Source organism: Burkholderia sp. JKS000303 (genome assembly GCF_002563755.1).
Classification (GTDB): domain Bacteria; phylum Pseudomonadota; class Gammaproteobacteria; order Burkholderiales; family Burkholderiaceae; genus Burkholderia; species Burkholderia anthina_B.
Map to the genome: position 1 here is coordinate 172,511 of NZ_PDBZ01000002.1, position 25,361 is coordinate 197,871.

General features: G+C 68.6%; 23 protein-coding genes and 1 pseudogene. 10 read left to right on the forward strand and 14 right to left on the reverse strand.

Annotated features, from left to right (window positions below; all coding sequences use genetic code 11):
• Positions 1 to 50 precede the first annotated feature (50 nt).
• Together BX604_RS22845 and BX604_RS22850 are read right to left on the reverse strand one after the other, a co-directional pair.
• On the reverse strand, positions 51 to 980 hold the full coding sequence (locus BX604_RS22845; protein WP_098553151.1) for an agmatinase: 930 nt from the start codon (positions 978 to 980) through the stop codon (positions 51 to 53).
• 39 nt (positions 981 to 1,019) lie between these two features.
• Positions 1,020 to 2,276: an MFS transporter gene (locus BX604_RS22850; protein ID WP_244109145.1), complete on the reverse strand. Its 1,257-nt coding sequence runs from the start codon at positions 2,274 to 2,276 to the stop codon at positions 1,020 to 1,022.
• Positions 2,277 to 2,480: 204 nt separating this feature from the next.
• On the opposite strand from BX604_RS22850, the gene BX604_RS22855 reads away from it, so the two are divergent.
• Positions 2,481 to 3,431: a LysR family transcriptional regulator gene (locus tag BX604_RS22855; protein WP_098553153.1), complete on the forward strand. Its 951-nt coding sequence runs from the start codon at positions 2,481 to 2,483 to the stop codon at positions 3,429 to 3,431.
• Between the two features lie 188 nt (positions 3,432 to 3,619).
• A complete protein-coding gene (locus BX604_RS22860) occupies positions 3,620 to 4,807 on the forward strand; it encodes a beta-propeller fold lactonase family protein (RefSeq protein WP_098553154.1) in 1,188 nt (395 codons plus the stop codon).
• Positions 4,808 to 4,926: 119 nt separating this feature from the next.
• Here the strand turns inward: BX604_RS22860 and BX604_RS39075 are convergent, their stop codons facing one another.
• Positions 4,927 to 5,136, reverse strand: a complete 210-nt coding sequence (locus BX604_RS39075; RefSeq protein ID WP_179894853.1) for a hypothetical protein — start codon at positions 5,134 to 5,136, stop codon at positions 4,927 to 4,929.
• 268 nt (positions 5,137 to 5,404) lie between these two features.
• Here BX604_RS39075 and BX604_RS22870 point away from each other — a divergent pair, with 268 nt between their 5' ends.
• From BX604_RS22870 to BX604_RS22885, 4 genes are all read left to right on the forward strand, one after another.
• Positions 5,405 to 5,860, forward strand: coding sequence for a hypothetical protein (locus BX604_RS22870; protein WP_098553155.1), 456 nt, complete (start codon positions 5,405 to 5,407; stop codon positions 5,858 to 5,860).
• Between the two features lie 97 nt (positions 5,861 to 5,957).
• A complete protein-coding gene (locus tag BX604_RS22875; protein ID WP_098553156.1) occupies positions 5,958 to 6,770 on the forward strand; it encodes an alpha/beta fold hydrolase in 813 nt (270 codons plus the stop codon).
• Positions 6,771 to 6,950: 180 nt separating this feature from the next.
• On the forward strand, positions 6,951 to 8,120 hold the full coding sequence (gene ampC, locus BX604_RS22880) for a class C beta-lactamase (protein WP_098553983.1): 1,170 nt from the start codon (positions 6,951 to 6,953) through the stop codon (positions 8,118 to 8,120).
• Positions 8,121 to 8,212: 92 nt separating this feature from the next.
• The gene (locus BX604_RS22885; protein WP_098553157.1) at positions 8,213 to 8,875 is read left to right on the forward strand and encodes an ankyrin repeat domain-containing protein; all 663 of its coding nucleotides are present in this window, start codon (positions 8,213 to 8,215) and stop codon (positions 8,873 to 8,875) included.
• Positions 8,876 to 8,983: 108 nt separating this feature from the next.
• Here BX604_RS22885 and BX604_RS22890 read toward each other — a convergent pair whose 3' ends face one another.
• The 4 genes from BX604_RS22890 to BX604_RS22905 are packed head-to-tail and all read right to left on the reverse strand — an operon-like array spanning position 8,984 to position 12,663.
• Positions 8,984 to 9,772: an ABC transporter substrate-binding protein gene (locus tag BX604_RS22890; protein ID WP_098553158.1), complete on the reverse strand. Its 789-nt coding sequence runs from the start codon at positions 9,770 to 9,772 to the stop codon at positions 8,984 to 8,986.
• Between the two features lie 41 nt (positions 9,773 to 9,813).
• Complete coding sequence (locus tag BX604_RS22895) at positions 9,814 to 11,250, reverse strand: FAD/NAD(P)-dependent oxidoreductase (RefSeq protein ID WP_098553159.1); 1,437 nt, start codon at positions 11,248 to 11,250, stop codon at positions 9,814 to 9,816.
• Positions 11,247 to 11,546, reverse strand: a complete 300-nt coding sequence (locus BX604_RS22900) for a (2Fe-2S)-binding protein (RefSeq protein ID WP_098553984.1) — start codon at positions 11,544 to 11,546, stop codon at positions 11,247 to 11,249. Before BX604_RS22900 ends, BX604_RS22895 begins: the two co-directional genes overlap by 4 nt.
• Positions 11,539 to 12,663: an NAD(P)/FAD-dependent oxidoreductase gene (locus BX604_RS22905; RefSeq protein WP_098553160.1), complete on the reverse strand. Its 1,125-nt coding sequence runs from the start codon at positions 12,661 to 12,663 to the stop codon at positions 11,539 to 11,541. The genes BX604_RS22900 and BX604_RS22905 overlap by 8 nt, the downstream gene beginning before the upstream one ends.
• Positions 12,664 to 12,812: 149 nt before the next feature.
• Between BX604_RS22905 and BX604_RS22910 the strand changes: the two genes are divergently transcribed.
• Positions 12,813 to 13,727 (forward strand): LysR substrate-binding domain-containing protein, encoded by a 915-nt coding sequence (locus BX604_RS22910; protein ID WP_098553161.1) that lies wholly within the window; start codon positions 12,813 to 12,815, stop codon positions 13,725 to 13,727.
• Between the two features lie 85 nt (positions 13,728 to 13,812).
• On the opposite strand, the gene shc is transcribed toward BX604_RS22910, so the two are convergent.
• Positions 13,813 to 15,876 (reverse strand): squalene--hopene cyclase, encoded by a 2,064-nt coding sequence (shc, locus tag BX604_RS22915; RefSeq protein ID WP_098553162.1) that lies wholly within the window; start codon positions 15,874 to 15,876, stop codon positions 13,813 to 13,815.
• Positions 15,877 to 15,928: 52 nt separating this feature from the next.
• Here shc and BX604_RS22920 point away from each other — a divergent pair, with 52 nt between their 5' ends.
• Entirely contained in the window at positions 15,929 to 16,651 is a 723-nt protein-coding gene (locus BX604_RS22920; RefSeq protein ID WP_098553163.1) for a TetR/AcrR family transcriptional regulator, read from the forward strand.
• Between the two features lie 21 nt (positions 16,652 to 16,672).
• Here the strand turns inward: BX604_RS22920 and BX604_RS22925 are convergent.
• The 4 genes and pseudogenes from BX604_RS22925 to BX604_RS22940 all read right to left on the reverse strand — a co-directional run bounded on the left by BX604_RS22925 (position 16,673) and on the right by BX604_RS22940 (position 21,782).
• Positions 16,673 to 18,060 (reverse strand): annotated as a pseudogene (locus BX604_RS22925) (amino acid permease).
• A gap of 278 nt (positions 18,061 to 18,338) precedes the next feature.
• Positions 18,339 to 19,280, reverse strand: coding sequence for a citrulline utilization hydrolase CtlX (gene ctlX, locus BX604_RS22930; protein WP_098553164.1), 942 nt, complete (start codon positions 19,278 to 19,280; stop codon positions 18,339 to 18,341).
• A 62-nt stretch (positions 19,281 to 19,342) separates the two neighbouring features.
• Positions 19,343 to 20,422, reverse strand: coding sequence for an ornithine cyclodeaminase (locus tag BX604_RS22935; protein ID WP_098553165.1), 1,080 nt, complete (start codon positions 20,420 to 20,422; stop codon positions 19,343 to 19,345).
• A gap of 253 nt (positions 20,423 to 20,675) precedes the next feature.
• Positions 20,676 to 21,782, reverse strand: coding sequence for a helix-turn-helix transcriptional regulator (locus tag BX604_RS22940; RefSeq protein ID WP_098553166.1), 1,107 nt, complete (start codon positions 21,780 to 21,782; stop codon positions 20,676 to 20,678).
• A 396-nt stretch (positions 21,783 to 22,178) separates the two neighbouring features.
• Between BX604_RS22940 and BX604_RS22945 the strand changes: the two genes are divergently transcribed.
• Entirely contained in the window at positions 22,179 to 22,430 is a 252-nt protein-coding gene (locus BX604_RS22945) for a hypothetical protein (RefSeq protein ID WP_098553167.1), read from the forward strand.
• Between the two features lie 345 nt (positions 22,431 to 22,775).
• On the forward strand, positions 22,776 to 22,940 hold the full coding sequence (locus BX604_RS39080) for a hypothetical protein (protein WP_175800679.1): 165 nt from the start codon (positions 22,776 to 22,778) through the stop codon (positions 22,938 to 22,940).
• Positions 22,941 to 23,145: 205 nt separating this feature from the next.
• Here the strand turns inward: BX604_RS39080 and BX604_RS22950 are convergent, their stop codons facing one another.
• Both BX604_RS22950 and BX604_RS22955 read right to left on the reverse strand, forming a co-directional pair.
• Positions 23,146 to 24,480: an MFS transporter gene (locus BX604_RS22950; protein WP_098553168.1), complete on the reverse strand. Its 1,335-nt coding sequence runs from the start codon at positions 24,478 to 24,480 to the stop codon at positions 23,146 to 23,148.
• Between the two features lie 139 nt (positions 24,481 to 24,619).
• On the reverse strand, positions 24,620 to 25,360 hold the full coding sequence (locus BX604_RS22955; RefSeq protein WP_098553169.1) for an SDR family NAD(P)-dependent oxidoreductase: 741 nt from the start codon (positions 25,358 to 25,360) through the stop codon (positions 24,620 to 24,622).
• Between the last annotated feature and the right edge of the window lies 1 nt (position 25,361).

The window sequence follows — 25,361 nt, forward strand, 5'->3', positions numbered from 1 at the left end:
GTTCCGATCGCAGCTATCGGCGTGCCGGAGGCCGCGCCGGGCCGCGACGCTTATTGCGCGAGTCGTCGCGCGCTGGTGCCGATCACGTTGGTCAGCAACCGTACGATCGTCAGCGCGGTCATCTCGCGCACGTCGAGCGCCGGGTGATATTCGACGATGTCGATCCCCGCGAGCCGCGCATGGGCGCACAGGTGGCGCAGGATCCCGCGCGTCTGATGGAACGACAGTCCGCCCGGCAGCGGCGCGACGACGCCCGGTGCAATGGCCGGATCGAGGCCGTCGATGTCGACGGTCACGAACCACGGCGCATCGTCGGTCAGGTGCCGCGTGACGGCCGCGATGCCTTCGTCGTGCACGACGTCCGCCGGAACCAGCACGTTGCCCGAGCGCAGCGCGTCGTCGACGTCGCTCGCCCGTGCGCTGCCGCTGCCGCGCAACCCCACCTGCACGATCCGGTTCACGAACGGCATCTCGCGGATGCGCCGGATCGGGCTCGAATAGCCATGCCGCTCGCCGTTTATTTCGTCGCGGAAATCGAGGTGCGCGTCGAACTGCAGCACGTTCACCGGCCCGTGTTCCGCGAATGAGCGCACGCACAGCGCCGGAATCGAATCGTCGCCGCCGAGCACGATCGGGATCGCGCCGCGCTCCAGCAGCGACGCGACGGCGGCGGTCACGGCCGCCGCGTTGCGCGCGACGTCGAGCGTGCCGGGCAGGTTGCCGCAGTCGACGCAGGTCGCGTCGGTATCGCCGAACAGCGTGCCTTGCAGGTCGAAGTCGTAGTGCGTGATCTGCCGCCCGTAGCGGAAGCTGCGCTCGCGCACGCGGTCAGGCGCGTTCGACGCGTCGCAATGCAGCAGCGCCGGGCCGTACGGCACGCCGTAAGGCGCACCGAGCACCGCGAACGTGGCGCAGACCTTGTCCGTATCCGGCTCGATACCCTGGGCAAGAAACGGTACCTTCGGTGAATCGCAAAGCATGTTGTCCTCGTGAAGTGGTCGCGGGTAATCGTGCGGACGTCAGTCGGCGATGACGTGTTCGAGCACGTCGTCGCGGATCGGGCCCAGCATGAAGATGTAGATCAGGCAGCCGATGATCGCCATGATCGACGCCGAGATCAGGCCCGGCGTGAACGAGCCGGTCGCGTCCTTCAGCAGCCCGATCACGGCCGGGCTCGCGATGCCCGCGAGGTTGGAGATGCAGTTCTGGAAGCCGGCGACCGTGCCGGCCACCGAGCGCTCGCCGCGTGCAGACACGTCGGCCGGCAGCGCGAGAATGCTCGACGTCGCGACCGATACGCCGAAGAACGCGATCGACAGGAGCAGCAGCGCGAGCCATGCCTGCGTCGCGAGCCCGGCGAGGCCGATCGTCGCGCTCAGCGCCATCCCGACGACGATGCAGACCTTGCGCGCGAAATTCAGGCCATAGCGGCTGGCGGCGATGCGGTCGGAGATCCAGCCGCCGACCCACGATCCGACCAGGCCCGCGAGACCCGGCAGGATCCCGTAGAAGCCGAGCTGCAGCAGGCTGAAGCCGCGTTCCTTCACGAGGTAGGTCGGGTACCACGTGATGAAGAAATAGACGACGTAGCCCTGGCACGCGAAGCCGAGCGACATCGCCCACACCACGCGCGACGTGAACAGCTGGCCCCATTTGATGCGAACCGGCGCACGCTTCCCGGTGGGGGCGTCCTGCCCGACATGCTTTGCTTCGGCATCGTTGACGAAGCGGCTCTGCGACGGAAACTCGCTCGCGACGCACAGCCACACGACGACCCACACGAGCCCGATCACGCCGGTGAAGATGAACGATGCGCGCCAGCCGTATGCGGTGATGATCGCGGTGCAGATCGGCAGCGCGATCAGCGTGCCGCCGCGCGCGCCGCAGTCGTAGATGCCGGACGCGAGGCCGCGTTCGGTCGGCGGGAACCAGCGCTCGACGAATTTGGTTGCGGACGGGAAGGCCCCGGCCTCGCCGACGCCGAGCAGAAAGCGCAGGCCGAGCAGCGATGCGCCGCCGCGCGCGAGGCTCGTCGCCATCGTGAAGGCCGACCACCAGACGACCGCGCCCGCGAACACGAGCTTCGCGCCGAATTTGTCGACCAGCATCCCGGCCGGGATCTGGCATGCCGCGTAGGTCCAGAAGAAGGCACCGAGGATCAGACCCGATTCAGCGGACGACAGGTGCAGCTCCGTATTCATGTACGGCAGCGCGACCGCGAGGTTCGCGCGGTCCATATAGTTGGTGACGATCGCGAGGAACGCGAGAAACACCATGAACCATCGGAATTTCGTGGGCTTTTGCGCCCCTGAGTTCGATCTTGTCTGCATCGTTGTCCCCTGACTTCGCGGATCCGCCGCTCTTGTGTTCAAAGGCGTGATTTCAGCGAATTCCGCGCTGTTCCGCCAATACATTGTCGGACCGGAGTCCATAACCGTGGGTTATGCTCTCGCGATGGCGAAGCGTTTGAAGGAGAGGACATGGCAAGGCGAACGCTCAACTATCACCAAGTGGAGTTGCTGTACGAAGTGGTCCGGTGCCGCACGCTGACGGCGGCCGCGCGCAACCTGCACATCTCGCAGCCGGCGGTGACCAAGCAGTTGAAGCTGCTCGAGGAGAGCCTCGGCGTCGAGCTGTTCAAGCGCGAAAAGGGCCGCTTGCTGCCGACCGCCGAAGCGATCCTGCTGTTCGAGCAGACCGAGCGGACCAATGCGAGTCTGCACGCCCTCAACGAACTGGCCGACGGCCTGCGCGCCGGCACGCTCGGCCGTCTCGGCATTTGCGCGTATCCGGCGGTGACGGAGCGGCTGTTGCCCGAGGCGATCACGGTGTTCCAGGCGAAATATCCGAAGGTGTTCGTCGAGGTCGCGATCGAGAATGCGGAACGGATGCTCGATCTGGTCGAGAGCCAGCAGATGGATCTCGGCATCTGCGCACCGTTTCGCGCGATGCGCAACGTCACCGAGCAGCACCTGCTCGATTCGACGATCGTGTGTGCGATGCGCGCGGACGATTCGCTGGCCGTGCGGCGTACGGTGACGCTCGCCGATCTCGAGGAAGGTGGGCTGACGAGCGTCGATGCGCTGGAAGACATCCCGGCGCTCGAGGCGCTGCTGTCGGCAACCGAGAACCGGCACGTGATCCAGGCGCGCGTGTCGAGCTCGGCGCTCGCGTGCCGGATGGTGCAGTTGGCCGGGCGCCGCGCGATCGTCGACAGCCTGACGGCCGCGTCGATCGATGCGACGGGCCTCGCGTTCGTGCCGATCGACACGATTCCGCCGCGCCGGATCGCGATGCTGCGTCCGTCGCTGCGGCCGGGGAGCGCGCTGACCGAAGCGTTCTGCCGGATTCTCGAAAGCCAGGCGCAGCGCCTTCAGGTCGACATGACGCGCCGGTGCCGCAGCCCACGGCGCGGGGCTGCGCGGTCCTGATCCCCGCTTCGCGGGCGATGCACGCGGCGTCTCTCCGTTCGGCGGCGTCGACCGGTTGCGGCGGCGCGGGACCGCGCACGTCGCGCCGGCTTTTTGCGCTTTCGTGCATCATGCGACTGCATCGACCCGTCGAGCAGCGGGGTCGTGCCATTCCTTGCGTCCGCAACCGATCCGGAGAACCGACCGCCATGCATTCGAACCCTTTCCGCCTGCGCCGCGCCCGCCTGCTCGCCGCGCTGACCCTTGCCACGACCGCCGTCGCCGCGCAGGCGGCCGACTGGATCGTGTCCGGCAACGACGGCAAATACCAGCGCGTCGAAGGGCGCGACACTTATCTCGCGGCGCCGCCCGCCGATACGCTGACGCTGCTCGACGCGAGCGTCTTCCCGCCGAAGGTCGCGCTGCAGGTCGACGTCGAGAACGGTATCCAGGGGCCGCCGCAGGCCGTCGCGATCACGCCCGACGCGAAAGTGGCGCTGGTCGGCGCGCCGACGCGCTACGACACGGGCGCGAAGCAGCTCGTGTACGACACGTTCCTGCAGGTCGTGAGTCTCGACGCGTCGCCGCCGGCCGTCACGCGCATCGAACTCGGCACGCATCCGCAAGGCATCGCGATCGACCGCTCGGGCCGGCTCGCGCTCGTCGCGAACGTCGACGGCAGCGTGTCGATCCTGCGGATCGACGGCACGCACGTCACGCTCGACGGCAACCTGAAGATCGGCAAGAAGCGGCTCGCCGGGATCAGCTTCACGCACGACGGCAAGCATGCGCTCGTGTCGCTGCGCGACGAGCAGGGCGTCGCGGTGCTGAACGTCGACGACGGCAAGGTGACCGACAGCGGTACGCGCCTGAGCACGGGCGTTGCGCCTTACACGATCGACGTGTCGAGCGACAACCGCTGGGCGGTGGTCAGCAACGTCGGGCTCGCGGGGCTGCCGGGCTACCCGGGCACGCTCGCCGGCGACGCCGATTCGATCGCGCTGATCGACGTGTCGCACGTGCCGTTCCGCACGGTCCAGTACCTGACGGTGCCGTCGTTGCCGGAAGGCGTCGCGATCTCGCCGAACGGGAAGTGGATCGCCGTGCAGGCGATGGACGGCTCGAACCTGACGCCCGACAACCCGGGCCGCCACAAGCTCGGCAAGGTGGTGCTGTTCGAGATCCGCGATGGCCGCGCGGTGCAGGTGAGCGAAGTGCCCGGCGGCGAGGCCGCGCAGGGCATCGTGTTCACCGCGGACAGCAAGCACGTGATCGTGCAGTTCAACGTCGAGCGGCAGCTCGCGCTGTATGCGGTGGAAGGCGGCAAGCTGCGCGATACGGGCAAGCGCATCGCGCTGTCGGGCGGGCCGTCGTCGCTGCGCACGTTGCCGCGGTGACGGGCGGCGCATGCGCCGGAACGGCATGCGCGTCGTTCCGGTTCATGCGCGAGCAAGCGGGGTTGCGGTGAAAAACAGGGCGTGCGGTCGCGAAGGCCGCGGCGTGCCGCCGCCGGCCGTTACGGACGCAGCACGTCGAACCCGCCGAACACGACCACGCCGCTGAGCGCGATCATCGCGACCGAGTGCTGGCCGAAATAGAGAATCGCGGCGGCGAGCCACGTCGTCAGGCAGAAGGCGCCGATGCGGGCCATCGTGAATACCTCGAAATGCGTGATGAAGCGTGCGCGCGGCGCGGCCGGCGCTTCGTTGCGTCGACGCGAGCGCACCGCACGCGACGTGCCGGCGCTGGACGACCTGGCGGGGGTGCTCGACCGGGCGGGCGCCGATACGGGCGTGCCGTGCGGCGCAGCGGGGAGCCGCCGACGCGTTGCATCGGCAGACCAGCCGGCGATTTTACCAGCGCGACGGGTGCGTCAATCTGGCCCCTTCGGGAAATTCGCGTCGTTAAAGTTTCGTCGGACGAATGCCGTAAACCGATTGGAAGGTATTCCCGATCAACCGATACGAGTCGCAGACTCACGACGGACCGACACGATGCAGATCGCTCTCTCCTCAGCCGCGCAGACCCCGCTGACCACCGGCGATGCGGCCGCCAGCCCGTCCGGCACGGCGGCAGCCTCGACTTCGACTTCGACCGCCACCTCGACAGCCTCGGCCTCGGCATCCTCGCCGACGAGCGGCGCCGCGTCGTCCGACGCCGCGGGCCAGACGCTGGGCGCGTCGGGCGGGTCGGCGGTGGACCCGGCGGTCGCGCAGTTGAAGCAGCTCATCGAGCGCTTGCAGAAACAGCTCGCGCAGTTGCAGCAGCAAATGGCGAATGCCGGGCAGCGCGCGAAGAACGATCCGGCCGCCGCGATCGAGCAGCAGTCGCTGAGCGCGGAAGCCAGCTCGATCTCGGCCGCGCTGTCGACGGCGATCGCGCAACTCACGCAGGCGCTCGAGCAGGCGGGCGGCTCGACGTCCGGCGCCCTGGTGTCGACCCAGGCCTGACAGACCGCCGCCGCCCCGCATGTGCCGGTGCGGGATGAGCGCGCGCGGCGCGCATTACAATCGGAAGCTCGTCTCTCCCCGACAGGACGGCAGAACGATGAATGCGCCCATCACCGACGACGACCTCGTCCGTTTCGACACGCAAGGCGGCACGCCGCTGCCGCCGGCCGACACCGAAGCCTGGCTGGACCACGATGGCGCGCGCATCTGGCACGCGTCGTTCGGCCACGGCCCGCCGGTCGTGCTGCTGCACGGCGGCCTCGGCCACGGCGGCAACTGGGGCAACCAGGTGCCGGCGCTGCTCGCGGCCGGCTATCGCGCGATCGTGATCGACAGTCGCGGCCACGGCCGCAGCACGCGCGACGACCACCCCTATTCCTACGACCGCATGGCCTCGGACGTGCTCGCGGTGCTCGACGCATTGCGCATCGACCGCGCCCGCTTCGTCGGCTGGAGCGACGGTGCGTGCATCGCGCTCGTGCTGGCCGCCCGCGCGCCCGATCGTGCGGCGGGCGTGTTCTTCTTCGCATGCAACATGGATCCGGGCGGCACGAAGGAGATGGCGCCGAGCCCGCTGATCGACCGCTGCTTCGCGCGACACCGGAAGGACTACGCGCGACTGTCCGCGACGCCCGGGCAGTTCGATGCGTTCGTCGCGGCCGTCGGCGAAATGATGCGCACGCAACCGGATTACAGCGCGGCCGATCTCGCGGCGATCGCCGTGCCGGTCGCGATCGTGCAGGGCGAGCACGACGAATTCATCCGCGTCGAGCATGCGGCGTATCTCGCGCGCACGATTCCGGGCGCGACGCTGACGCTCCTGCCGGGCGTCAGCCATTTCGCGCCGCTGCAGCGGCCCGCGCTGTTCAACGCCGCGATGCTCGCCTTTCTCGAGCGCTTGCCGGGCTGACGTTCGGCCAGCCGGTTCACGCGCCGCATAAGAATTTCTTTCTGCTCGCGCAAAATTTCATCGCTTGTTGGCGCGCGGCCGGCGGCGGATAGTCCTGCTTCGCCGGGCCCGCCGCCATTGCCGCGCGGCGCATCGGGCCCGGCGCCCATGCAAACCACCGACATCGAAGGAACCGCAACCATGCGATTCAACGCGATACGCATCGCCGCGACGCTGCTCGTCGCCGCATGCGCCGCCACCACGGCCGGCCGCGCGGCCGCGGCCACGCAGGACGACATTCACGACACCGTGACGCGCAACGTCGCGCCGCTGATGAAGCAGTACGCCATTCCCGGCATGGCGATCGGCATCGTCGCCGACGGCAAGCCGTACGTGTTCGACTACGGCGTGATGTCGACGCAAACCGGCCAGCCCGTGACCGGCGACACGCTGTTCGAGATCGGTTCCGTCAGCAAGACGCTGACCGCGACGCTCGCGTCCGACGCGCAGGAGCGCGGCGAGCTGTCGCTGTCGGACCCGGCCGGCAAGTATCTGCCCGCGCTGCAGGGCAAGCCGTTCGGCGGCGTGACGCTGCTCGAGCTCGGCACGCACACGCCGGGCGGCATGCCGCTGCAGGTGCCCGACAGCGTGCGCGACGATGCGGGCCTGATGCGCTATCTCGACGCGTGGCGGCCCGCGTACATGCCGGGCACGCGCCGCACGTACTCGAACGTCGCGATCGGGATGCTCGGGCGGCTCACCGCGAAGGCGATGCACCGCGATTTCTCCGTGCTGATGGAGCAGCACCTGTTCCCCGCGCTCGGGATGATGCATACGTACATCGACGTGCCCGCCGCGCGCCGGGCCGACTACGCGCAGGGCTATACGCAGGACGGCAAGCCGATCCGGATGACGGGCGGCATGCTGTGGCAGCCGGCGTACGGCGTCAGGACGACGGCGGCCGACCTGTTGCGCTTCGTGCAGGCGAACATGGGGCTCGTCGACACATCGCCACGGCTGCAGCGCGCGCTCGAGCGCACGCACACCGGCTATTTCCATGCGGGGCCGCTGACGCAGGACCTGATCTGGGAACAGTATCCGTATCCGGTCGCGCTGCCGACGCTGCTCGACGGCAACGCGCCGGCGATGCTGTTCAACGCGACGCCCGCGACCGCACTCCAGCCGCCGCTCGCGCCGCGCCAGGACGTGTGGATCAACAAGACGGGGTCGACCAACGGCTTCAGTACGTATGTCGCATTCGTTCCCGCGAAGCGCGTCGCGATCGTGATGCTCGCGAACCGCAGCTTCCCGATCGAGGAGCGCGTGAAGACCGCATACCGGATCGTCGAGTCCGTGACCGGCAAGCCGTAACGTCCGTCACGCCCGCCCATGCGGAAATGCTTGTGATGGGCGGGCTATCCGGTGCACGATGCGCGTGACACTGGCCGACGGAGGGCGATCGCTTGAGTCTCGTATGGGATGGAATCATCGGCGCCGACATGCTCGACGCCGCACACGTCGCGAGCCGGCATGCGCTGGCCGACGCGGCACGCAACGGCGACTGGGCGACGATGCTGGCGCTCGCCGCGCGCGAGCCTCATCTCGTCAACGCGACGCGGCCGGGCGGCACGTCGCTTTATGCGCCGCTGCACCAGGCCGCATACGGCGGCGCGGCGCCGACGGTCGTCGCCGAACTGCTGCGGCTCGGCGCGTGGCGCATGCTGCGCGATGCGCAGGGCCGGCGGCCGGTCGATATCGCCGTCGCGCGCGGCCATCGCGCGCTCATCAACCTGCTGACGCCGCAGCTCCGGCGCAGCGTGCCGCACGACACGCTGGCGAACATCCAGCGCCATTTCCACACGATGATCGTCGGGCGCATCGCGCACCTGCGCGTCGATGCGCTGCGCCTGCCCGAACTCGAACCGCTGCTCGAATTCGACGCGCAGGCGCCGCGCACGTGGTTCGCGGTGCCGGGCATGTATGGCGGGTTCGCCTATGTGCTGCAGGAGGACGGCGATGCAACGACGCTCGTGTCGGCAAGCTGGAGCCGGGTGGTCGGCGGGTCGGGGCAGCGGCACGCGATCACGGCGAACGGCTGTACGCTGGTCGAAGAGGGGTTCGTATGAGGCATCGGGAGATCCCGCGATCGATGTCGGCGGCGACAGCGGCACCGTCGCCCGGCGGTGCGCCGGGGCGATCTGGGATCGCCCGGCCGGATGCCGCTGAAGGGGCGCTCAATTCCCGTACATGTCGAAGTCGAAATACTTCGACTGGATCCGGTTGTACGTGCCATCGCTGCGAATCTGCGCGATCGCGCGGTTCAGCGCGTCGCGCAGGTCGGTGTCCGCCTTGCGCACGCCGGCCGCATCGCCGTTGCCCATGATCTTCGGGTCGAACACGACGCCGCCCGCGAACGAGAAGCCCTTGCCGCGCGGCGTCGACAGGAAGCCGAGCTGGCCCTGCACCGCATCCATCAGCACGCCGTCGACGCGGCCGGTCACGAGGTCCGCATACGCCTGGTCGTAGCTCGGATACGGCACCACCTCGACCTTCGCCGCCGACCATTTGTCGCGCGCATAGGTTTCCTGGATCGTCCCCTGCTCGACCGCGATGCGCTTGCCGGCGAGCTTCGCCGCATCGGGCAGCAACCCCGAGCCGGCGCGCGCGATCAGCCGCGTCTGGTTGCGGTACAGGCGATCGGTGAAGTCGATCTGCTGGCGGCGCTGTTCGGTCGCGGCCATCGACGACAGGATCATGTCGAACTTGCGCGCCTGCAGCCCCGGAATCAGCCCGTCGAAGCTGCTCGACACCCATACGCATTTCGCGTTGAGCTTCGCGCACAGTGCGTTGCCGAGATCGATGTCGAAGCCTTTCACGCTGCCGTCGGTCGCGGTCGATTCGAACGGCGGGTAGGTGGGATCGACGCCGACGCGGATCGTCGTCCATTCCTTCGCCGAGGCGAGCGTCGCGACGGCCATCGCGGCCGCGGACAGCAGTATCGTGATGCGCGTCGTGTTCTTCATGATCAGGCTCCGTTCGTGTGGACTGGCGTGGGGGGGGCGTGTCAGCTCGGGAATTCGCCGCGCCGGAAATCGTTCGACAGTTCGAGGGCGTCGGCCATCTCGCCGACGGTGACCGGCTTGATCGGCGCGCGGATCCGGTAGTGACCCACGTCGCCGACGTCGCGCTGCTGCACGTCGGCGATCAGTTCGCCGACCGTGGTGCCGCACCAGCGTCCCTGGCACGGGCCCATCCCGCAGCGCGTGAACGCCTTCATCTGGTTCGGCCCCTGGCAGCCGAGCGCCGCGAGCTCGCGGATCTCGCCGGCCGTGATTTCCTCGCAGCGGCACACGATCGTGTCGCCGTCGGGACGCCGCAATGCGGCGCCCGGCGTGTACAGCGCATCGAGCAGCGGCCGCACCGCGAGATGGCGGCGCAACGCGTGCAGCACCGGGCGCTCGCGTGCGTGTTGCGCGTGACGATCGAGCGCGCCGAGCGCGGCCGCGATGTCGAGCGCCGACACTTCGCCCGCGAGCGCCGCGGCCTGTGCGCCGCCGATGCCCGCGCCGTCGCCGGCGATCCAGACGTGCGCGACGCTGCTGCGCCCGCGTGCGTCGCAGTGCGGACGCCAGCAGGCCGCGCGTTCGTCCCATTCGTGCGCGCAGCCGAGCGAGCGGGCGAGCTGCGTCGACGGAATCACGCCTTGATGGAGCAGCACGAGCGACGTGTCGAGCGATTGCGCGGTGCCGTCCGCGTCGAGAAAGCGAATGTGTTGCGCGCGACCGTCGCCGTCGATGCGGACGTCGGTCGCGCCGCGATAGACCGGGATGCCGGCGTCGCGCACCGTGCGCAGCATGCGCCAGCCCTTGAGCAGATAGTCGGCGCCGCGCAGCGCCGGCAGCGCATGCGGCAGCGCGTGGCGCCAGGCGTCGCGCGGCGTCGTGTCGACCAGTGCGCGCACGCGCCGGCCCGCATGCAGCAACTGCGCGGCGAACAGCCACAGCAGCGGGCCGCTGCCCGCCAGCACGGTGTCGGCCGACGGCGCGAGCCCCGATGATTTCAGCAGCGTCTGCGCGGCGCCGACGCCCATCACGCCGGGCAAGGTCCAGCCGCGCACCGGCCACGGGCGTTCCTGCGCGCCGGTTGCAATCAGTACCGCGCGCGCGCCGATTTCGAGCGTGCCGCCGGACGAGCCGCTTTGCGTGAGCATCGCGACCGGTTCCGGTTCGAACGCGATCTGCCACACCGTGCTGCGCGGCAGATAGTGCGCGCCGCTCGCGCGCAGCCCGTCGACGAGCGGGCGGCCCGCTTCGTAATCCTTGCCGAGCCAGCGCGCGAGCGTCGCGGGCGCGTCGGTGACGTTGCGATAGATCTGGCCGCCGGGCGCGCCGCCTTCATCGGCGACGACGACGGACAGCCCCGCATGGCGCGCGGCGGCAGCCGCCGCCATCCCGGCGGGCCCGGCGCCGACGATCAGCAGGTCGTACTGGCGGCCCGTCATGCGAGCCTCGCCTTGCCGCGCATCGCGCCCACCTGCATGCCGTCGCGCACGGGCGTCATGCAGCCCTGCACGTTGGGCACGCCGTCGACTTCGACGAGACAGTCGAAGCACACGCCCATCATGCAGAACGGGCCGCGCGGCGTGCCGCTCACCGCGCTCGTGCGGCACGCGGTGGCGCCGGCGGCGAGCATCGCGGCCGCGACGCTGTAATGCGCGGGTACGTCGTGCGGCGTGCCGTCGATATGGATGCGCACGCGCTCGCGCGGCGCGGCGGCGGGAACGATGGATTCAAACATGCCGGGCATCCGTGGGCGCGGCAAAGCGCGCGGTGGTGAAGGCGGACAGGTCGGCGGGCGCGGTGTCGCCCGCGATCCACGGCGCGACGAGATCGGCATGCGCGGCCGCAAGCGTCACGCCGCTGTGGCAGATCGCGACGAACGCGCCGGGGTGCGTGGTCGATTCCTCGTAGACGGGCAGGCCGTCGGGCGTCATGATGCGCAGCGCACCCCATGCGCGCACGATGCGTGCGTGCGCGAGCGCCGGAAACGCGGTGCGTGCGCGGCGCGCGATGTCGACCATCGCGGGGCGCGTCTGGCCGTCGTCGAAGCCGACGTCCTCGGCCGAGTCGCCGAGCAGGACCGAGCCTTCCGGCGTCTGGCGCACGACCAGCGTCGGATAGTCGAGAAACGGCGCGAGGCGCTCGGTCACCATGATCTGGCCGCGCAGCGGCGAGATCGGCGCGAGCATGTCGACCATCGGCGCGAGCCGGGCGTTGTCGAGGCCGGCCGCGAGCACCACGCGCCCGGCTTCGAGCGGGCCTTCGCGCGTCGCGATCTCGAAGTGCCCGGCGCGCGGCCGAATCTCGCTGACTGCGTTGCGCGGCAGGTACACGCCGCCGCTTCGCAAGAATGCCTGCAGCATCGCGCGCAGCGTGTAGAGCGGATTCGCGTGACCGTCGTTCGGCGACCACAGCGCGCCGGCCAGCGCCGGCGACGCGGCCGGAATCCGTTTGCGCAGCACAGCCGGATCGAGCACGTCGTACGACAGCGCCGCGTCCTGCCGATGCAGCGATTCGAGCAGCGCGGCCGCGCTTTCCAGTTCGGCGCCGTGTTCGAAGAGTTCGATCCCGCCCGGGCGTTCGAATCCGCAGTCCACGCCGGTCTCGCGCTGCAATTGCGCGGCGAATGCCTGCCAGCGTCCGGACGATTCGCGCGACCAGCGCGCGTAGGGCAGGCAGCGCCCGCCCTTGCCCTGCACCCACACCAGCCCGAAGTTGCCGCGCGCCGCGCGAAACGCGATGTCGTCGCCGTCGCACACGGCGACGCGCTTGCCGAGGCGCGCGATGCCCCACGCGAGGGCCATGCCGACGAGACCGCCGCCGGCCACGACGACGTCGAAGCGGCGCACGGTCATGTGCGGCTCCGGTGGTGGTCAGTCGATCTCTGCATGTTATGGGCCATGATGGCGCGGTTCCTGGCTTGTCTTGCGTTGCGGAACCGATGTTCGGGCAGGCAAAATAGACTGTCCAATACAGCTTGATCAACGACCCATAATCCAATGTTATGACCACGCCATCGCTCAGGATTCGTCAGATCGAAGCGTTCCGCGCGGTGATGCAGCGCCATACCGTCACGCGTGCGGCCCGCGACCTGCATATCTCGCAGCCGGCCGTGAGCCGGCTGATCGCCGATCTCGAGGAACGGGTCGGCTTCGTGCTGTTCGAGCGCGAGCAGGGGCGTTTCACGCCGACCGCGCAGGCGCGCGTGCTGTACGAGGAGGTCGAGCGCGCGTTCGTCGGGCTCGATCGGGTCGCGCAGGCCGCCGAGCAGATCCGCGCGATGCGGCGCGGCACGCTGCGCGTGGCCGGCTCGCCCGCCGTCGCGCTCGACCTGCTGCCGGAACTCGTCACGCGCTTCTCGGGCGCGCATCCGGGCGTCGACATCACGCTGCTCGCGCACAGCGCGTCCACGGTCGTCGACAAGGTCGCGTCAGGGCAGTGCGACGTCGGGCTGATCGCCGAACCCGTGCCGCATCCGGCGGTGCGCGGCGAACGGCTCGCGGAAGCGGCGATGTGCTGCATCGTGCCGCGCGGGCACCGGCTCGCGCGCAAGCGTGTCGTGCGGCCTGCGGACCTGCGCGACGAACCGTTCATTTCGTTTCCGCCGAGTTTCGAGGCGCGCAGTGCGATCGACCGCGTGTTCGTCGAGGCCGGCGTGTCGCGCGTGCTGTCGATCGAGGCGCAGCTGTCGCAGACGATCGTCGCGTTCGTCGCGAACGGCGCGGGCGTCGCGTTGATCGATCCGGTGACGGCCGCGTATGCGGGGCAGCGCGTGGCCGTGAAGCCGTTCGAGCCGGCCGTGCCCGATCATTTCTATCTGGTGACGTCCGCGTCGCAGCCGCTGTCGATGATCGGCGACGCGTTCTGTACGGACTTGCGGGATGTGTTTGCGCGGATGCGGGCGCAGTGCGACGCGTAGGCGGGAAGAGGAGGGGAATCGTCCTGATCGCGCCGGACGCCGTGGGGCGTGCCGGCGCGTTGCCATTTTCGGCCGGGGTTTCGGCTCAGGCGAGTGCGCTGTCCGTGGCGCGTGTCGCCGGTACACCGGGTGCGCCAGGCGTGGACGACGTGGTTGCACCCGCATCCTTCGCCTCCGCCAGCCGCCGATAGCGCGCGAGCGCCCACAGCGGGAAGTACGCGGTGTAACCGTGATACTTCAGGTAGAAGATGCGCGGAAATCCCGGCGCATTGTGCGACCGGTGCCACCAGAAGCCGTCGTCCTGCTGCACCGATTGCAGATACGCGATGCCGCGCTGCACCGAGTCGGACTCGCAGTCGCCGAACGCCATCTGCGCGAGCAGCGCCCACGCGGTGCAGTTCGACGTGCTTTCGCCGCCATTGGTGCCGGCGAGCGCCGGGTCGATGTAGCTGTCGTTCGTCTCGCCCCAGCCGCCGTCGGCGTGCTGTCGTGCCCGCAACCACGCGAGTGCGCGCGCGATGTACGGCTGCGATGCGTCTTCGCCGGCGAGCGCGAGGCCCGCGAGCACGCTCCAGGTGCCGTACAGGTAGTTCGTGCCCCAGCGGCCCCACCAACTGCCGTCCGGCTGCTGCGTGCGCTTCACGTAGTCGATCGCGCGCACGAGCGAGGCGCGATCGTCCGCGCGCCGCGTGACGCCGAAGCACAGCAGCACGCGGCCCGACACGTCCTCGGTCGGCGGATCGAGCAGCGCGCCGTGATCGGCGAACGGGATCGCGTTCAGGTACAGGCGATCGCAGTCGGCGTCGAATGCCGCGAAGCCGCCGTTGCGCGATTGCAGCCCGCGCATCCAGTCGAGCGCGCGCGCGACGCGCGCCGCATACGGATGCGAGCCGTCCGCGTTGCGATGCGTGCGGCCGCGGCGATCGAGCATCGCGGCGACGACCGCACTGTCGTCGATGTCGGGGTAGTACGGGTTCGCGTACTGGAACGCCCAGCCGCCCGGCTGCGTGTCGGCGGGCGCGTTCTCGATCCAGTCGCCGCGCAGGTCGTTGACCTGGCGCTCAGCCAGCCAGTCGTAGGCGCGCGCGATGCGTTCGTCGAGTCCATCCGCCGCCGGCGTGCCGGCTTCCGCCGCGGCCACGCCGCGCGCCTGTTCGAGCGCCATCGTGCTCCACGCGGTATCCCATACCGGCGACAGGCACGGCTGGCAGTACACGCTGCCGTCGGGCCGCGCGACCAGCAGCTTTTCCAGCGCGTTCTCGCAGTCGCGGCGCAGCGGATGATCGTCCGGGTAGCCGAGCACGTCCATCATCTGATAGCTGTACACGATCGGCGGAAAGATCCCGCCGAGCCCGTCCTCGCCGTTCATGCGTGCCGCGCACCACGCCTCCGCATGCCTGATCGCGCGTTGCCGCAGGCGCTTCGGCAGCAGCGGCTCGACGTGGCGCACCACGCGGTCGAGCGCGAGGAACGCACGGCGCATCCCGCGCGCGGGCGGGAAGTAATGGCGTTCCTGGTCAGGCGGTGTGACGAACAGCTCGGGGATCGCGACGTTGCGCGGATTGCGCGCACGCGCCTTCAGCGAGCACAGCACGAGCAGCGGCACCATCGTCGTGCGCGCCCAGTACGCGACCTTGTACATCGAGATCGGCACCCACTTCGGGAACAGCACGAATTCGATGGGCATGAACGGCGCCGCGCGCCACGGCACCTGGCCGAACGTCGCGAGCAGGATGCGCGTGAACACGTTCGCGCGTGCCGCGCCGCCGAGCTTCAGGATCGCGTCGCGCGCGCGGACCATATGCGGCGCCTGCTCGCTGTCGCCGGCGGCCTTCAGCGCGAAGTACGCTTTCACGCTGCACGACACGTCCGGGTCGCCGTCGACGTACAGATCCCATCCGCCGTGCGTGTCGAGCCGCTGGATCGCACGCAGGTAGCGGGCCATCTTTTCCTGGCGCGCGTCGTCGATCCGGTCCATGAAATGCATCATCAGGATGTATTCCGCGGTGATCGTCGCATCGGATTCGAGTTCGAAACACCAGCTGCCGTCGGGCTGCTGAAGACGCGCGAGCGCGTCGCGGCCACGGGCGATCGCGGTGTCGAGCGCGGACCAGGGGAAAGAGGCAGGCTTGTTCATGCGGCGGATCATACCATCCAGCCGGAATGTTTATCTCGAGACCGCCGGTGCTAACATCGCCCCCATGAAAAAACGCCTCGAACCCGCCTTGCGTGGCGCATCCGTGCCCGACGACTCGGCCGAACCGGCCGGCGCGCGGCGCGCCGACGCGCTGGACGCGCCCGCTGCCGCTACCGCCGTCGGCGTGCGGCGAAAAAAAGCGCCTGAACAGGTGCGTGCGCAGTTGCTGGAGGCCGCGTCGGAAATCGCGACCCATCACGGCGTGGCGGCATTGACGCTCGACGCGGTGGCCGAGCGCGCGGGCGTCACGAAAGGCGCGCTGCAATATCACTTCGCGAACAAGCAGGGGTTGCTCGATGCGCTGTTCGGGCAGGCGACCGAGCGCTTCGCGACGCAGATGGCCACGCGCCGGGCCGCCGATCCGCACGGCGAAGGGGCGGCGGCGCGCGCGTATCTGCACGCGGTGCTCGACACCGCGCAGCCGGCGGCGAGTACCGACGTGCTGCGCGTGCTGGTTGCTTCGATGATTACCGAGCAGGAGACGCGTGCGCGCTGGTCGGTGCCGATGCGCGAGTGGACGCGCCCGGATCCGGTGCCGCTCGAACAGGCGGCGACGCTGATGATCTGCCGGCTCGCGGCCGACGGGCTGTGGATCTCGGAGTTGCTCGACAGCGTGGAGATTTCGGCCGAGCTGCGCGCGGAGATCGTCCGGCAACTGGACCGGATGAGCGGCGGCGCGCCGCCGGCCGCCGCGCGCAAGGCGACGCGCGGCGGCCGGCGCGGCTGAGCGCGGTTTCAGTCCGCGGGTTCAGTCGAGCGACGACGCGCCAAGTGGCGCGGACATGCGCTGCGCCTTCGTCATGAAGAACACGCACGTGACGAGCGCGATCCAGAGCGGACCGACGATCACCGCGATGCGCGTCGCGGGAAACGCGGCCATCAACGTCACGACGCCAGCAGGAACACGAGCGCGGCCACGTTGGTCGACGGGAAGAACGGCACCCGGCACGGCAGCTTCGCGATGTCGGCGGCGGAAAGCGTCTTGCGGAACCGGTAATGGGACACCAGGATGACGCCCCACGTCCACAATGCGCCGAACGTCGACACGGCCGTCAGCCAGACGAACACGTGTTTCGGGCTCACGTAGTTGAGCAGCACGCCGAGCAGCGAGCAGGCGCAGGAGAACGTCAGCGCGATCGCCGGAATGCCGTTGCCCGAGATGCGGGCGAACATCGCCGGCGCCTGCTTCTGGAGCGCGAGGTTGTAGAGCAGCCGGGAGGTGCCATACAGATTGCTGTTGCACGACGACAGCGCGGCGGTCAGCACGACGAAGTTGATGATGCCCGCGGCCGAGTGAATGCCGAGGCGATCGAAGGTCAGGACGAACGGGCTGCCCTGCGTGCCGATCTGGTTCCACGGATAGATCGACATGATCACGAACAGCGCGCCGACGTAGAAGATCAGCACACGCCAGAACACCGAGTTCACCGCGCGGGCGAGCGTCTTCTCGGGATTGCGCGCTTCACCGGCGGTGATGCCGAGCATCTCGATGCCCTGATACGCGAACATGACCATCGGTAACGCCTTCAGGACCCCGACGATACCGTTGGGCATGAAGCCGCCGTGCGACCACAGGTTCGAGATGCCGGTGGCGATGCCGCCGTTGCCGATGCCGAAGACGATCATCCCGGCGCCGGCGACGATCATCAGCACGATCGTCACCACCTTGATCAGCGCGAACCAGAATTCGAACTCGCCGTACGCGCGTACCGCGATGAAGTTGACCGAAGTCACCGACGCGAGCGCGGCGAGCGTCCAGATCCATGTCGGGACGTGCGGAAACCAGATGTGCATGTAGACCCCGGCCGCGGTGATCTCGCACATGCTGCCGACGAGCGCGGTGAGCCAGTAGGTCCAGCCCGTCAGATAGCCGGTCAGCGGGCCGAGATAGTCCTGCGCGTAGCGGCTGAACGATCCCGCGACGGGATTCGTGATTGCCATTTCGCCGAGCGCGCGCATGATGATGAAGATCGCGACACCCGCGAAGGTGTAGCTGAGCAGGATCGCCGGCCCGGCGGTCGTAATGGCGCTGCCCGAGCCGAGAAACAGCCCGACGCCGATGGCCGTGCCGAGCGCCATCAGGCTGACGTGGCGCTCCTCGAGTCCTCGATGCAGCGATGCTTGCCGTTGCGACATGTTGTCTCCGTTCATTGCCGCGGTGCCGGCGACGCACGCCTGCCGGATGCGGCTGTTGTATGTTGGGATGGGTGGGGATGGATGACCTGCGGCGGATGCGACGGATCACGTCCGTCGTCTGCCGTGTCGTGCAGCGATTATTTCGAAGAGCGGCGCCAATGGACAGTGAGCAAACGTGCCGGATTGCGCGCGGCGATGCGCAAACTGCCGGCGCCGGTCGACGCTTTGTGCAACGGCGCCGGTGTCTGCATGGCCACGACCGGCGAGCGCGATTCGACTCAGCCGTGACGCCGCGCGAGATGAATGCCCGCGAGCATGCAGCGCACCGAGCCGCCGGCCAGCTCGATCGTCGGCACGTCGAGCGGCAGCAGCCGCGCCGAGCGCTCGATCGTCGCGCGTTGCTCGCCGGTCAGGCAGTCGAATGCGCGTCGCGACAGCGCGAGCACGCGCCCGTCCTTGCCCGACAGTTCCAGCGTATTGCCCGCGAAATTCGCGATCTGCGCGTAGTCGAGCGCGATCACCGTGCGGCCCGTTTCGGTCAGGCGTTGGGCGATTTCGTCGCGGCGCCGGCGATCGGCGATGAGGTCGAGGCCCACCATCGCGAACTCGGTCGCGACGCTCATCATCACGTTCGTGTGATAGATCGGCCGCCCGTTCGCGTCGGCCGTGTCGAAGCAGATCGGCTCGAAGTTGAAGTTCGTGCAGAAGCGTTCGAGCGCGACCGGATCGGCGCGGCGCGAGCGCGCGGTGTACGCGATGCGTGCGACGTGATCGAGCACCATCGCGCCGGTGCCTTCGAGAAACACGTCGTCGTATTCGAGCCCCGAGTAGTCGATCACGTCCTGCACGCGATAGTCGGCCTTCAGCATTTCGATCACGTCGGCGCGCCGCTCGCGGCGACGGTTCGGGCTGGCCATCGGAAACAGCGCGACGTGCCCGCCCGGATGCGTGGAGAACCAGTTGTTCGGGAACACGGAGTCGGGCGTGTCGTGCTCGCCGTGGTCGTCGAACACGTGCACGCGCACGCCGGCGTCGGCGAGCGTTTGCGCGGCGGCCGTGACTTCGTCGCGCGCGGCGTCGGACACCGACGTCGTGTCGCGTGCGCCGCCGGCGGCCGTGCGCTGGAACGCGTTGTCGGCGGCGGTCTGCGGGTTCGGCAGGAAGCGGTGCGGCCGGATCATCACGACGGCGGCCGGCGCCTGGATCGATACGAGATTCATGAACGGTAGTGGCAGGAGGCGAGAGGCGAGAAACGGGGCGGCGCGCACGCCGCCCGTGACGGTCAGCGCGCGAAGGCTGCGACGGCTTGGGCGACGAACGTCGCGTGACCCTGGGCGATCGCGTCCGGATCGTCGATCAGCGCGAACAGGTTCTTCGGATCGACGGCCGGCGGAATCAGCGCGATCTCGATGCCGGCGTTGTGTTGCTGCGCGAGCGCGTACAGGTAGCGCAGCGCTGAGTAGTCTTCGAGTGCGAAGCCGACCGAGTCGAACACCGTGACTTCGTCCGCGCGTTCGCGGCCGCTCGTCTCGCCTTGCAGCACGCGCCACAGTTCGGTGACGGGGAAGTCGGCCGGCATCTGCTGGATCTCGCCTTCGATGCGCGACTGCGGCTCGAATTCGACGAACACGCGGCCCGCATGCAGCACGCCCGCGTCGAGTTCGGTCTTGCCCGGGCAATCGCCGCCGACCGCGTTCAGGTGCATACCGGGCTCGATCATGTCGGCCGTGACGATCGTCGCGTAGGCCTTGTCGGCGGTGACGGTCGTGACGATGTCGGCGCCGCGCACGGCATCGGCGGTCGACGCGGCGCGCACGACGCGCAGGGCCGGATACGCGGCGAGGTTCTTCACGAGCTTGTCGGTGGCGAGCGGATCGACATCGAACACGCGGATCTCTTCGATGCCGAGCAGCGTGTGGAACGCGATCGCCTGGAATTCGCTTTGCGCGCCGTTGCCGATCAGCGCCATCGTGCGCGAGTCGGGGCGGGCGAGCGCCTGCGCGGCGAGCACGGAGGTGGCGGCGGTGCGCAGCGCGGTGGTCAGCGTGAGTTCGGCGAGCAGCAGCGGGTAGCCGGTGTCGACTTCGGCGAGTGCGCCGAACGCCATCACGGTGTGCATGCCGCGCGCGGCGTTCACGGGGTGGCCGTTCACGTACTTGAATGCGAACAGCGAGTCGTTCGCGACGGGCATCAGTTCGATCACGCCATTACGCGAATGGCAGGCCACGCGCGGCGACTTGTCGAAGTCGGCCCAGTGCAGGTAATCGGCGCGCAGCGTGTCGACGAGTTCGTGCAGGAACGGTGTGACGCCGGTTTGGGCGATCAGTCGGGCGGTGGCGGGAACGTCGAGGAAGCGGGTCATCGGTCTGTCTCCAGGAGTGAGCGCGGCACAGCGTGCCGCTCGATGGAGACATTATTTCGATTCCCGCAGCCAACACATAGCAGGCAAACGTGGCAGATTTCTTGCGGGAACGCGCAAAGCGCCAGGGGAAATCGTGCAATGTGTGCGAGTCGTCCGGAAGGATCGCCTGCATGCGCAATCGACTGACGGTTCACGCCGGCTTCACGGAAAACGTTGCGTACTCCGCATCAGCGGGTTGTCGCAAGCGCCGTTTCTAATCGCCGAACAACGCAACCAGATCCGCGATGCGCCGAACCCCCGTCTTCCGGAAGATCGCCTTGATCTGGCTGCGCACGGTGCTGATCTGCACGCCGGTGCAGGCCGCATAGTCGGCCGGTGTCTGTCCGCGCGCGATGCCCGTCGCCACCGCCATTTCCGCACGCGTGAGCGAGAACGGACGCTGTTCCGCCTCCGGTCGCACGATGCGCTGGAACGGGCGGCGCAACAGCAGCATCGCGAGCGGCCGCGTGTCGCGATCGAGCGGCGCGGTCAATTGCGGCTTCAGCGGCACGACGTGGATTTCCAGCGTCGGGCGTTGCTCGCGATCGAGCGCATAGAGCGGCAACGGTTCGACGATCGGCTGCGGTGAACACGCATCCCTGACCCGTTGCACGAGTTGCACCGCGACCTGCGGCGCCCACAGCACGAGCCGATCGGCTTGCGTGCGGATCTCCGTCGATTCCTGCAGCATCGCGAGCGCGGCTGCATTCAGATAGCGTACGCGCAGCGTGTCGTCGACGACGATCACGGCGCGCGGCAGCGCATCGAGTGCCGCGGCCAGCAGCGGCTCGCGGCTCGTCGCGGGCGGCGCGGCGGTTTGCCGGAGGCGGAACACGTTGGGCAGGTGATCGAGCACGCGCTGCAGCTCGCGGGTCGTGTGCGCATCGTACGGCCGGTGCTTGAGCGGGCGATGCACGGCGAGCATCAGCCGCCGGTCGCCGTCGAGTCGCATGCCGCCGCACGAGTAGCGCAGCCCTTCGCGGATGTAGAAGTCCTGGTAATACTCGCTGCGCGCGATCACCTGATCGGGCAGGAAGCGATGCATCGGATACATGCGACCGGCCGGCTCGCGCATCAGCACGCCGCGCGCGAGATCGAGGCCGTGATAGTGGCTCGCGTACGCATCGGCCCAGGCCGAGCCGTAGCCGGCGAAGTGGTATTCGAGGAAGGTGCCGGTGCGCGCATCGTGCACGAAGCAGTTCGCGGCCCGCGCATCGGCGAGCGCCATGAGGGCCTCGAGCGCGACATCCCACTGTGCGGGGTCGATGGCGGCCGTGTAGAGCGCCGCGATCGACTCGTCAGCCGATCGTACCTTGGACATCCCCGTTCCCCGGTTGCCGCACGCGCGGCGCGTCGCGCGTGTCGTCGCACCGCGTTCGCCGGATCGTGCGCGCTGGCACGTGATGCGGACGCGGTGCCATTGATTCTAGCAAGCGTCCTCAATTTTGGGGATGCCGGCGACGGGGCGAGTGTCTACGATCGACAACAGAATATCGGAGTGCGAATGCAGTCGATGCAGCGCGATGACAGCAGGTCGCGCGACTGCGCGGCCATTGATCCGATGATATGAACGAAGTCGTCGCGCCTGCGGGTGATGTTCTGACACAGGACACGCGTACCGTGCCGGAAGGCGAGTACGGCGAGCGGGCGGACGAAGGACCATGCGGCGCGCGCGGATTGCGACAGGCCCGCGCCGTGTTTCGGGGAGCTGCATCAGATGCTGACTAGAGACTATGTAGAGCGGGAGCTCTCGCACATCCAGCGCATGGTCGCGCTGCTGGAAAGCGATACAGAGGCGGGTGACGTGGTGCTGCCGTGCGCGATGCGCGTGAGTCGTCCGAGTTACTGGCGGGGCCGGATCGAAGCGTTGCTGGTCATCCCCGGGTTGCCGCGCGACGTCAGGCGGCTCGGCGATGCGCTGCTCGTGAAGATCGGAGGGATGGAGTCGCGCGTGGCCGTGCTGAAGTAGTGAACGGTGCGCTCGCGGCCTTCCTTGCACCTGACTGACGGCATCCCCGCGATGCCGCGCCGGTGGCATGTGTCGCATGTCGAAGCATCGCTGCCAGCAGTATGATGGATACGGCGTCTGGTCCCTGGCCGACGCGCTCTCCGGTACTTCAAGACCGCGCCAGCCTGACGGCCATCGGCTTCGCATGTCCTCGCGCCCCGATTCCACGACATTGCCGCGCTGTTCCCCGGGCCCGGATCTTGCGGCCCGCTGCATTCCACGGACACAGCGAGGGCGATGTGCGACACGGTCGCACGCGGTCGCCGCCAGACGCGATTTCCGGTCTGACCGGTCAGGAGCAACATCATGCTTACCGTTCTCTTTCTCGTCGCCCTCTTTGCGTTGATCGTCGCCATGCACCGCGGCGTAACCCGCCAGGCCGATGCGAAACTTCGCTCGGAATTCGACACCGAAGGCGCACGCGCCGACGTGTCGCGCGGATTGATGCGGGCTGCGGGATATAGCGTCTGACGCCGCCGGGTACACCGGTATTGGTGAAAGACCGGCTGCGCGCGAGTCCGTCACGGGATGGCGGCGCGGCGGCGAGGGATGCGTGTCTGTCGTGGTGCGACGTGCCGACGTCGAAAGCGGAGGGGCACGCACCAGCTCATGCGCGAATGCTTGCGCGCACGAGCCGGCCGTTGCATGCGTCACGCGTTGCGTGACCGCGCAATGTTCACACGAATTCCTTCGCGGCGGCAGGTCCGTTCGCGGCCGGCTCATCCGGCCAGCGCAGCATGGCCGCGCCGATCGCGCCGACGAAGGTCAGGGCGGCGAGCACGTACAGGCCGCCCGAGTTGTTCGCCGCGACCGAATCGGCGAAATTCTTCACGCTCGGCGCGACGAACCCGCCGAGCAGCCCGAGGCCGTTGATCAGGCCGATGCCGCCGGCCGCGGCCATGCCGGCGAGCCGCCGCGTCGGGAACGTCCAGAGTACCGGCTGCACGGCGATGAAGCCGGATGCGGCAAAGCAGAGCGCGACGATCGCGACGAACGGGCCGCTGTCGGCCGACACCGCGATGCCGAGCCCGCTGATGGCGAGCGTGATGGCGGCGACGACGCGATGGCAGCGGTAGCGGTCCGCGATGCGCGGCACCCAGAACGACGCGACGATCGCACAGATCCACGGAATCGCGGTGACGAGCCCCACCTTCACGCCGATGTGCGTGCCGAGCAGATGCGCGACCTGCGTCGGCAGATAGAACGTCACGCCGAACACGGCCATCTGCACGATGAAGTAGACGACGGTGTACTGGATCAGTCGCGGGTCGACGAACACGCGCCGCAGTGCCGCGCCGCCGTGCGCGGCTTTCTCGCGGCTTTCATTCGCGAGCGTGGCCACCAGCGCCCGCTTCTCGTCGTCCGGAAGCCAGCGCGCTTTCTCGGGCGAATCGTCCAGATACCAGTACGCGACGAGGCCGACGACGGACGCGGCCAGCCCCTCGATCATGAACATCCATTGCCAGCCATGCAGATTCCCGACGCCGTCGAGCTGCAGCAGCAGACCGGAAACGGGGCCGCCGAAAATGAATGCCAGCGGCGCGCCGAAATAGAACAGGCCGATCATGCGGCCGCGCATGTGATCGGGAAACCAGTACGTGAGATAGAGGATCACGCCGGGAACGAAGCCGGCCTCCGCGACGCCGAGCAACAGGCGCAGCGCATAGAACGACGTCTCGCCGCGCACGAACATCATCGCCGCCGAGATGAGGCCCCACGGCACCATGATCCGGCTCAGCCACAACCGCGCGCCGTAGCGATGCATCGCCAGATTGCTCGGCAGTTCCAGCGCGGAATAGCTGAGAAAGAACAGCCCCGCGCCGAGCGCGTAGGCCGTGTTCGAGATGCCGATCGACACCTGCATCGCTTCTTTCGCGAAGCCGATGTTCGCGCGGTCGAGGAACGACAGCACGTACATCAGCAGCAGGAACGGCATCAGGCGGCGGCATGCACGGCGCGTGGCCTGGGCGACGAGCGCGGGCTGGGCCGCGTCGCGAGTGGGGTGGGTCATCGTGTCTCCTGTGTGGCGCTGGTCCGGCCGCCTGGTCTGGTTCGATTCGTGATGGGCTCGGCCGGGGAAATCATTGAGGAATCCATATCGAATGACGTGGTCGATTTCCCCGGCGAATGACTGCGATACTGCTGGACGGTCAGCCGGCCATGAACAGGCCGCCGTTGACGTGAATGACTTCGCCGTGCACGAAGCTGGCCATGTCGCTGCACAGGAACGCGACCACCGACGCGATTTCCGCGGGCTTGCCGTAGCGCTGCATCGGCGTGCTGGCGAGCAACTGCGCACCCTTTGCATCGAGCAGCTTTTCCGTCATCGGCGTCGCGATGATGCCGGGCGACACGGCGTTGACGCGCAGCGTCGGGCCGGTCTCGAGTGCGAGGCTGCGCGTGAACGCGATCAGTGCGCCCTTGGAGGCCGAATAGTGCGCGTGGCTGAAGCTGCCGCGATGGCCGGCCATCGACGTGAGGTTCACGATCGAGCCGCCGGCGCGCATCACTGGAAGCGCCTGGCGCGTCAGGCTGAAGACGCCGTCGAGATTGATCGACATCACGCGGCGCCATTCTTCGTCGGTGATGTCCTTCACGAGCCGCTCCGGATAGATCGCCGCGGCAGGCACCAGGAAGTCGATGCCGCCGAAGCGCGCGACGGCGGTGTCGACGATGCGCTGGATATCCGCCGGCTGCGACGCATCCATGCGCACGACGGCCGTGCGTTCACCTTGCGGATCGAGGCTCGCGGCGAAATCGTGCAGCGCCGCTTCGTCGACGTCGCCGAGCACGACGCTCGCGCCCGCGGCATGGAAGTGTTTCGCGATTTCCCGGGCGATTCCGCCGGCCGCGCCGCTCAACAGCAGTACCCTGGATTCGAAATTCAGCAAG

Excerpts from the sequence above, each read along its gene's own strand:
- BX604_RS22845 (WP_098553151.1), bottom strand. The coding sequence starts at position 980 with ATGCTTTGCGATTCACCGAAGGTACCGTTTCTTGCCCAGGGTATCGAG.
- BX604_RS22850 (WP_244109145.1), bottom strand. The coding sequence starts at position 2,276 with ATGGTGTTTCTCGCGTTCCTCGCGATCGTCACCAACTATATGGACCGC.
- BX604_RS22855 (WP_098553153.1), top strand. The coding sequence starts at position 2,481 with ATGGCAAGGCGAACGCTCAACTATCACCAAGTGGAGTTGCTGTACGAA.
- BX604_RS22860 (WP_098553154.1), top strand. The coding sequence starts at position 3,620 with ATGCATTCGAACCCTTTCCGCCTGCGCCGCGCCCGCCTGCTCGCCGCG.
- BX604_RS22870 (WP_098553155.1), top strand. The coding sequence starts at position 5,405 with ATGCAGATCGCTCTCTCCTCAGCCGCGCAGACCCCGCTGACCACCGGC.
- BX604_RS22875 (WP_098553156.1), top strand. The coding sequence starts at position 5,958 with ATGAATGCGCCCATCACCGACGACGACCTCGTCCGTTTCGACACGCAA.
- ampC (WP_098553983.1), top strand. The coding sequence starts at position 6,951 with ATGCGATTCAACGCGATACGCATCGCCGCGACGCTGCTCGTCGCCGCA.
- BX604_RS22890 (WP_098553158.1), bottom strand. The coding sequence starts at position 9,772 with ATGAAGAACACGACGCGCATCACGATACTGCTGTCCGCGGCCGCGATG.
- BX604_RS22895 (WP_098553159.1), bottom strand. The coding sequence starts at position 11,250 with ATGACGGGCCGCCAGTACGACCTGCTGATCGTCGGCGCCGGGCCCGCC.
- BX604_RS22900 (WP_098553984.1), bottom strand. The coding sequence starts at position 11,546 with ATGTTTGAATCCATCGTTCCCGCCGCCGCGCCGCGCGAGCGCGTGCGC.
- BX604_RS22905 (WP_098553160.1), bottom strand. The coding sequence starts at position 12,663 with ATGACCGTGCGCCGCTTCGACGTCGTCGTGGCCGGCGGCGGTCTCGTC.
- BX604_RS22910 (WP_098553161.1), top strand. The coding sequence starts at position 12,813 with ATGACCACGCCATCGCTCAGGATTCGTCAGATCGAAGCGTTCCGCGCG.
- shc (WP_098553162.1), bottom strand. The coding sequence starts at position 15,876 with ATGATCCGCCGCATGAACAAGCCTGCCTCTTTCCCCTGGTCCGCGCTC.
- BX604_RS22920 (WP_098553163.1), top strand. The coding sequence starts at position 15,929 with ATGAAAAAACGCCTCGAACCCGCCTTGCGTGGCGCATCCGTGCCCGAC.
- ctlX (WP_098553164.1), bottom strand. The coding sequence starts at position 19,280 with ATGAATCTCGTATCGATCCAGGCGCCGGCCGCCGTCGTGATGATCCGG.
- BX604_RS22935 (WP_098553165.1), bottom strand. The coding sequence starts at position 20,422 with ATGACCCGCTTCCTCGACGTTCCCGCCACCGCCCGACTGATCGCCCAA.
- BX604_RS22940 (WP_098553166.1), bottom strand. The coding sequence starts at position 21,782 with ATGTCCAAGGTACGATCGGCTGACGAGTCGATCGCGGCGCTCTACACG.
- BX604_RS22945 (WP_098553167.1), top strand. The coding sequence starts at position 22,179 with ATGCTGACTAGAGACTATGTAGAGCGGGAGCTCTCGCACATCCAGCGC.
- BX604_RS39080 (WP_175800679.1), top strand. The coding sequence starts at position 22,776 with ATGCTTACCGTTCTCTTTCTCGTCGCCCTCTTTGCGTTGATCGTCGCC.
- BX604_RS22950 (WP_098553168.1), bottom strand. The coding sequence starts at position 24,480 with ATGACCCACCCCACTCGCGACGCGGCCCAGCCCGCGCTCGTCGCCCAG.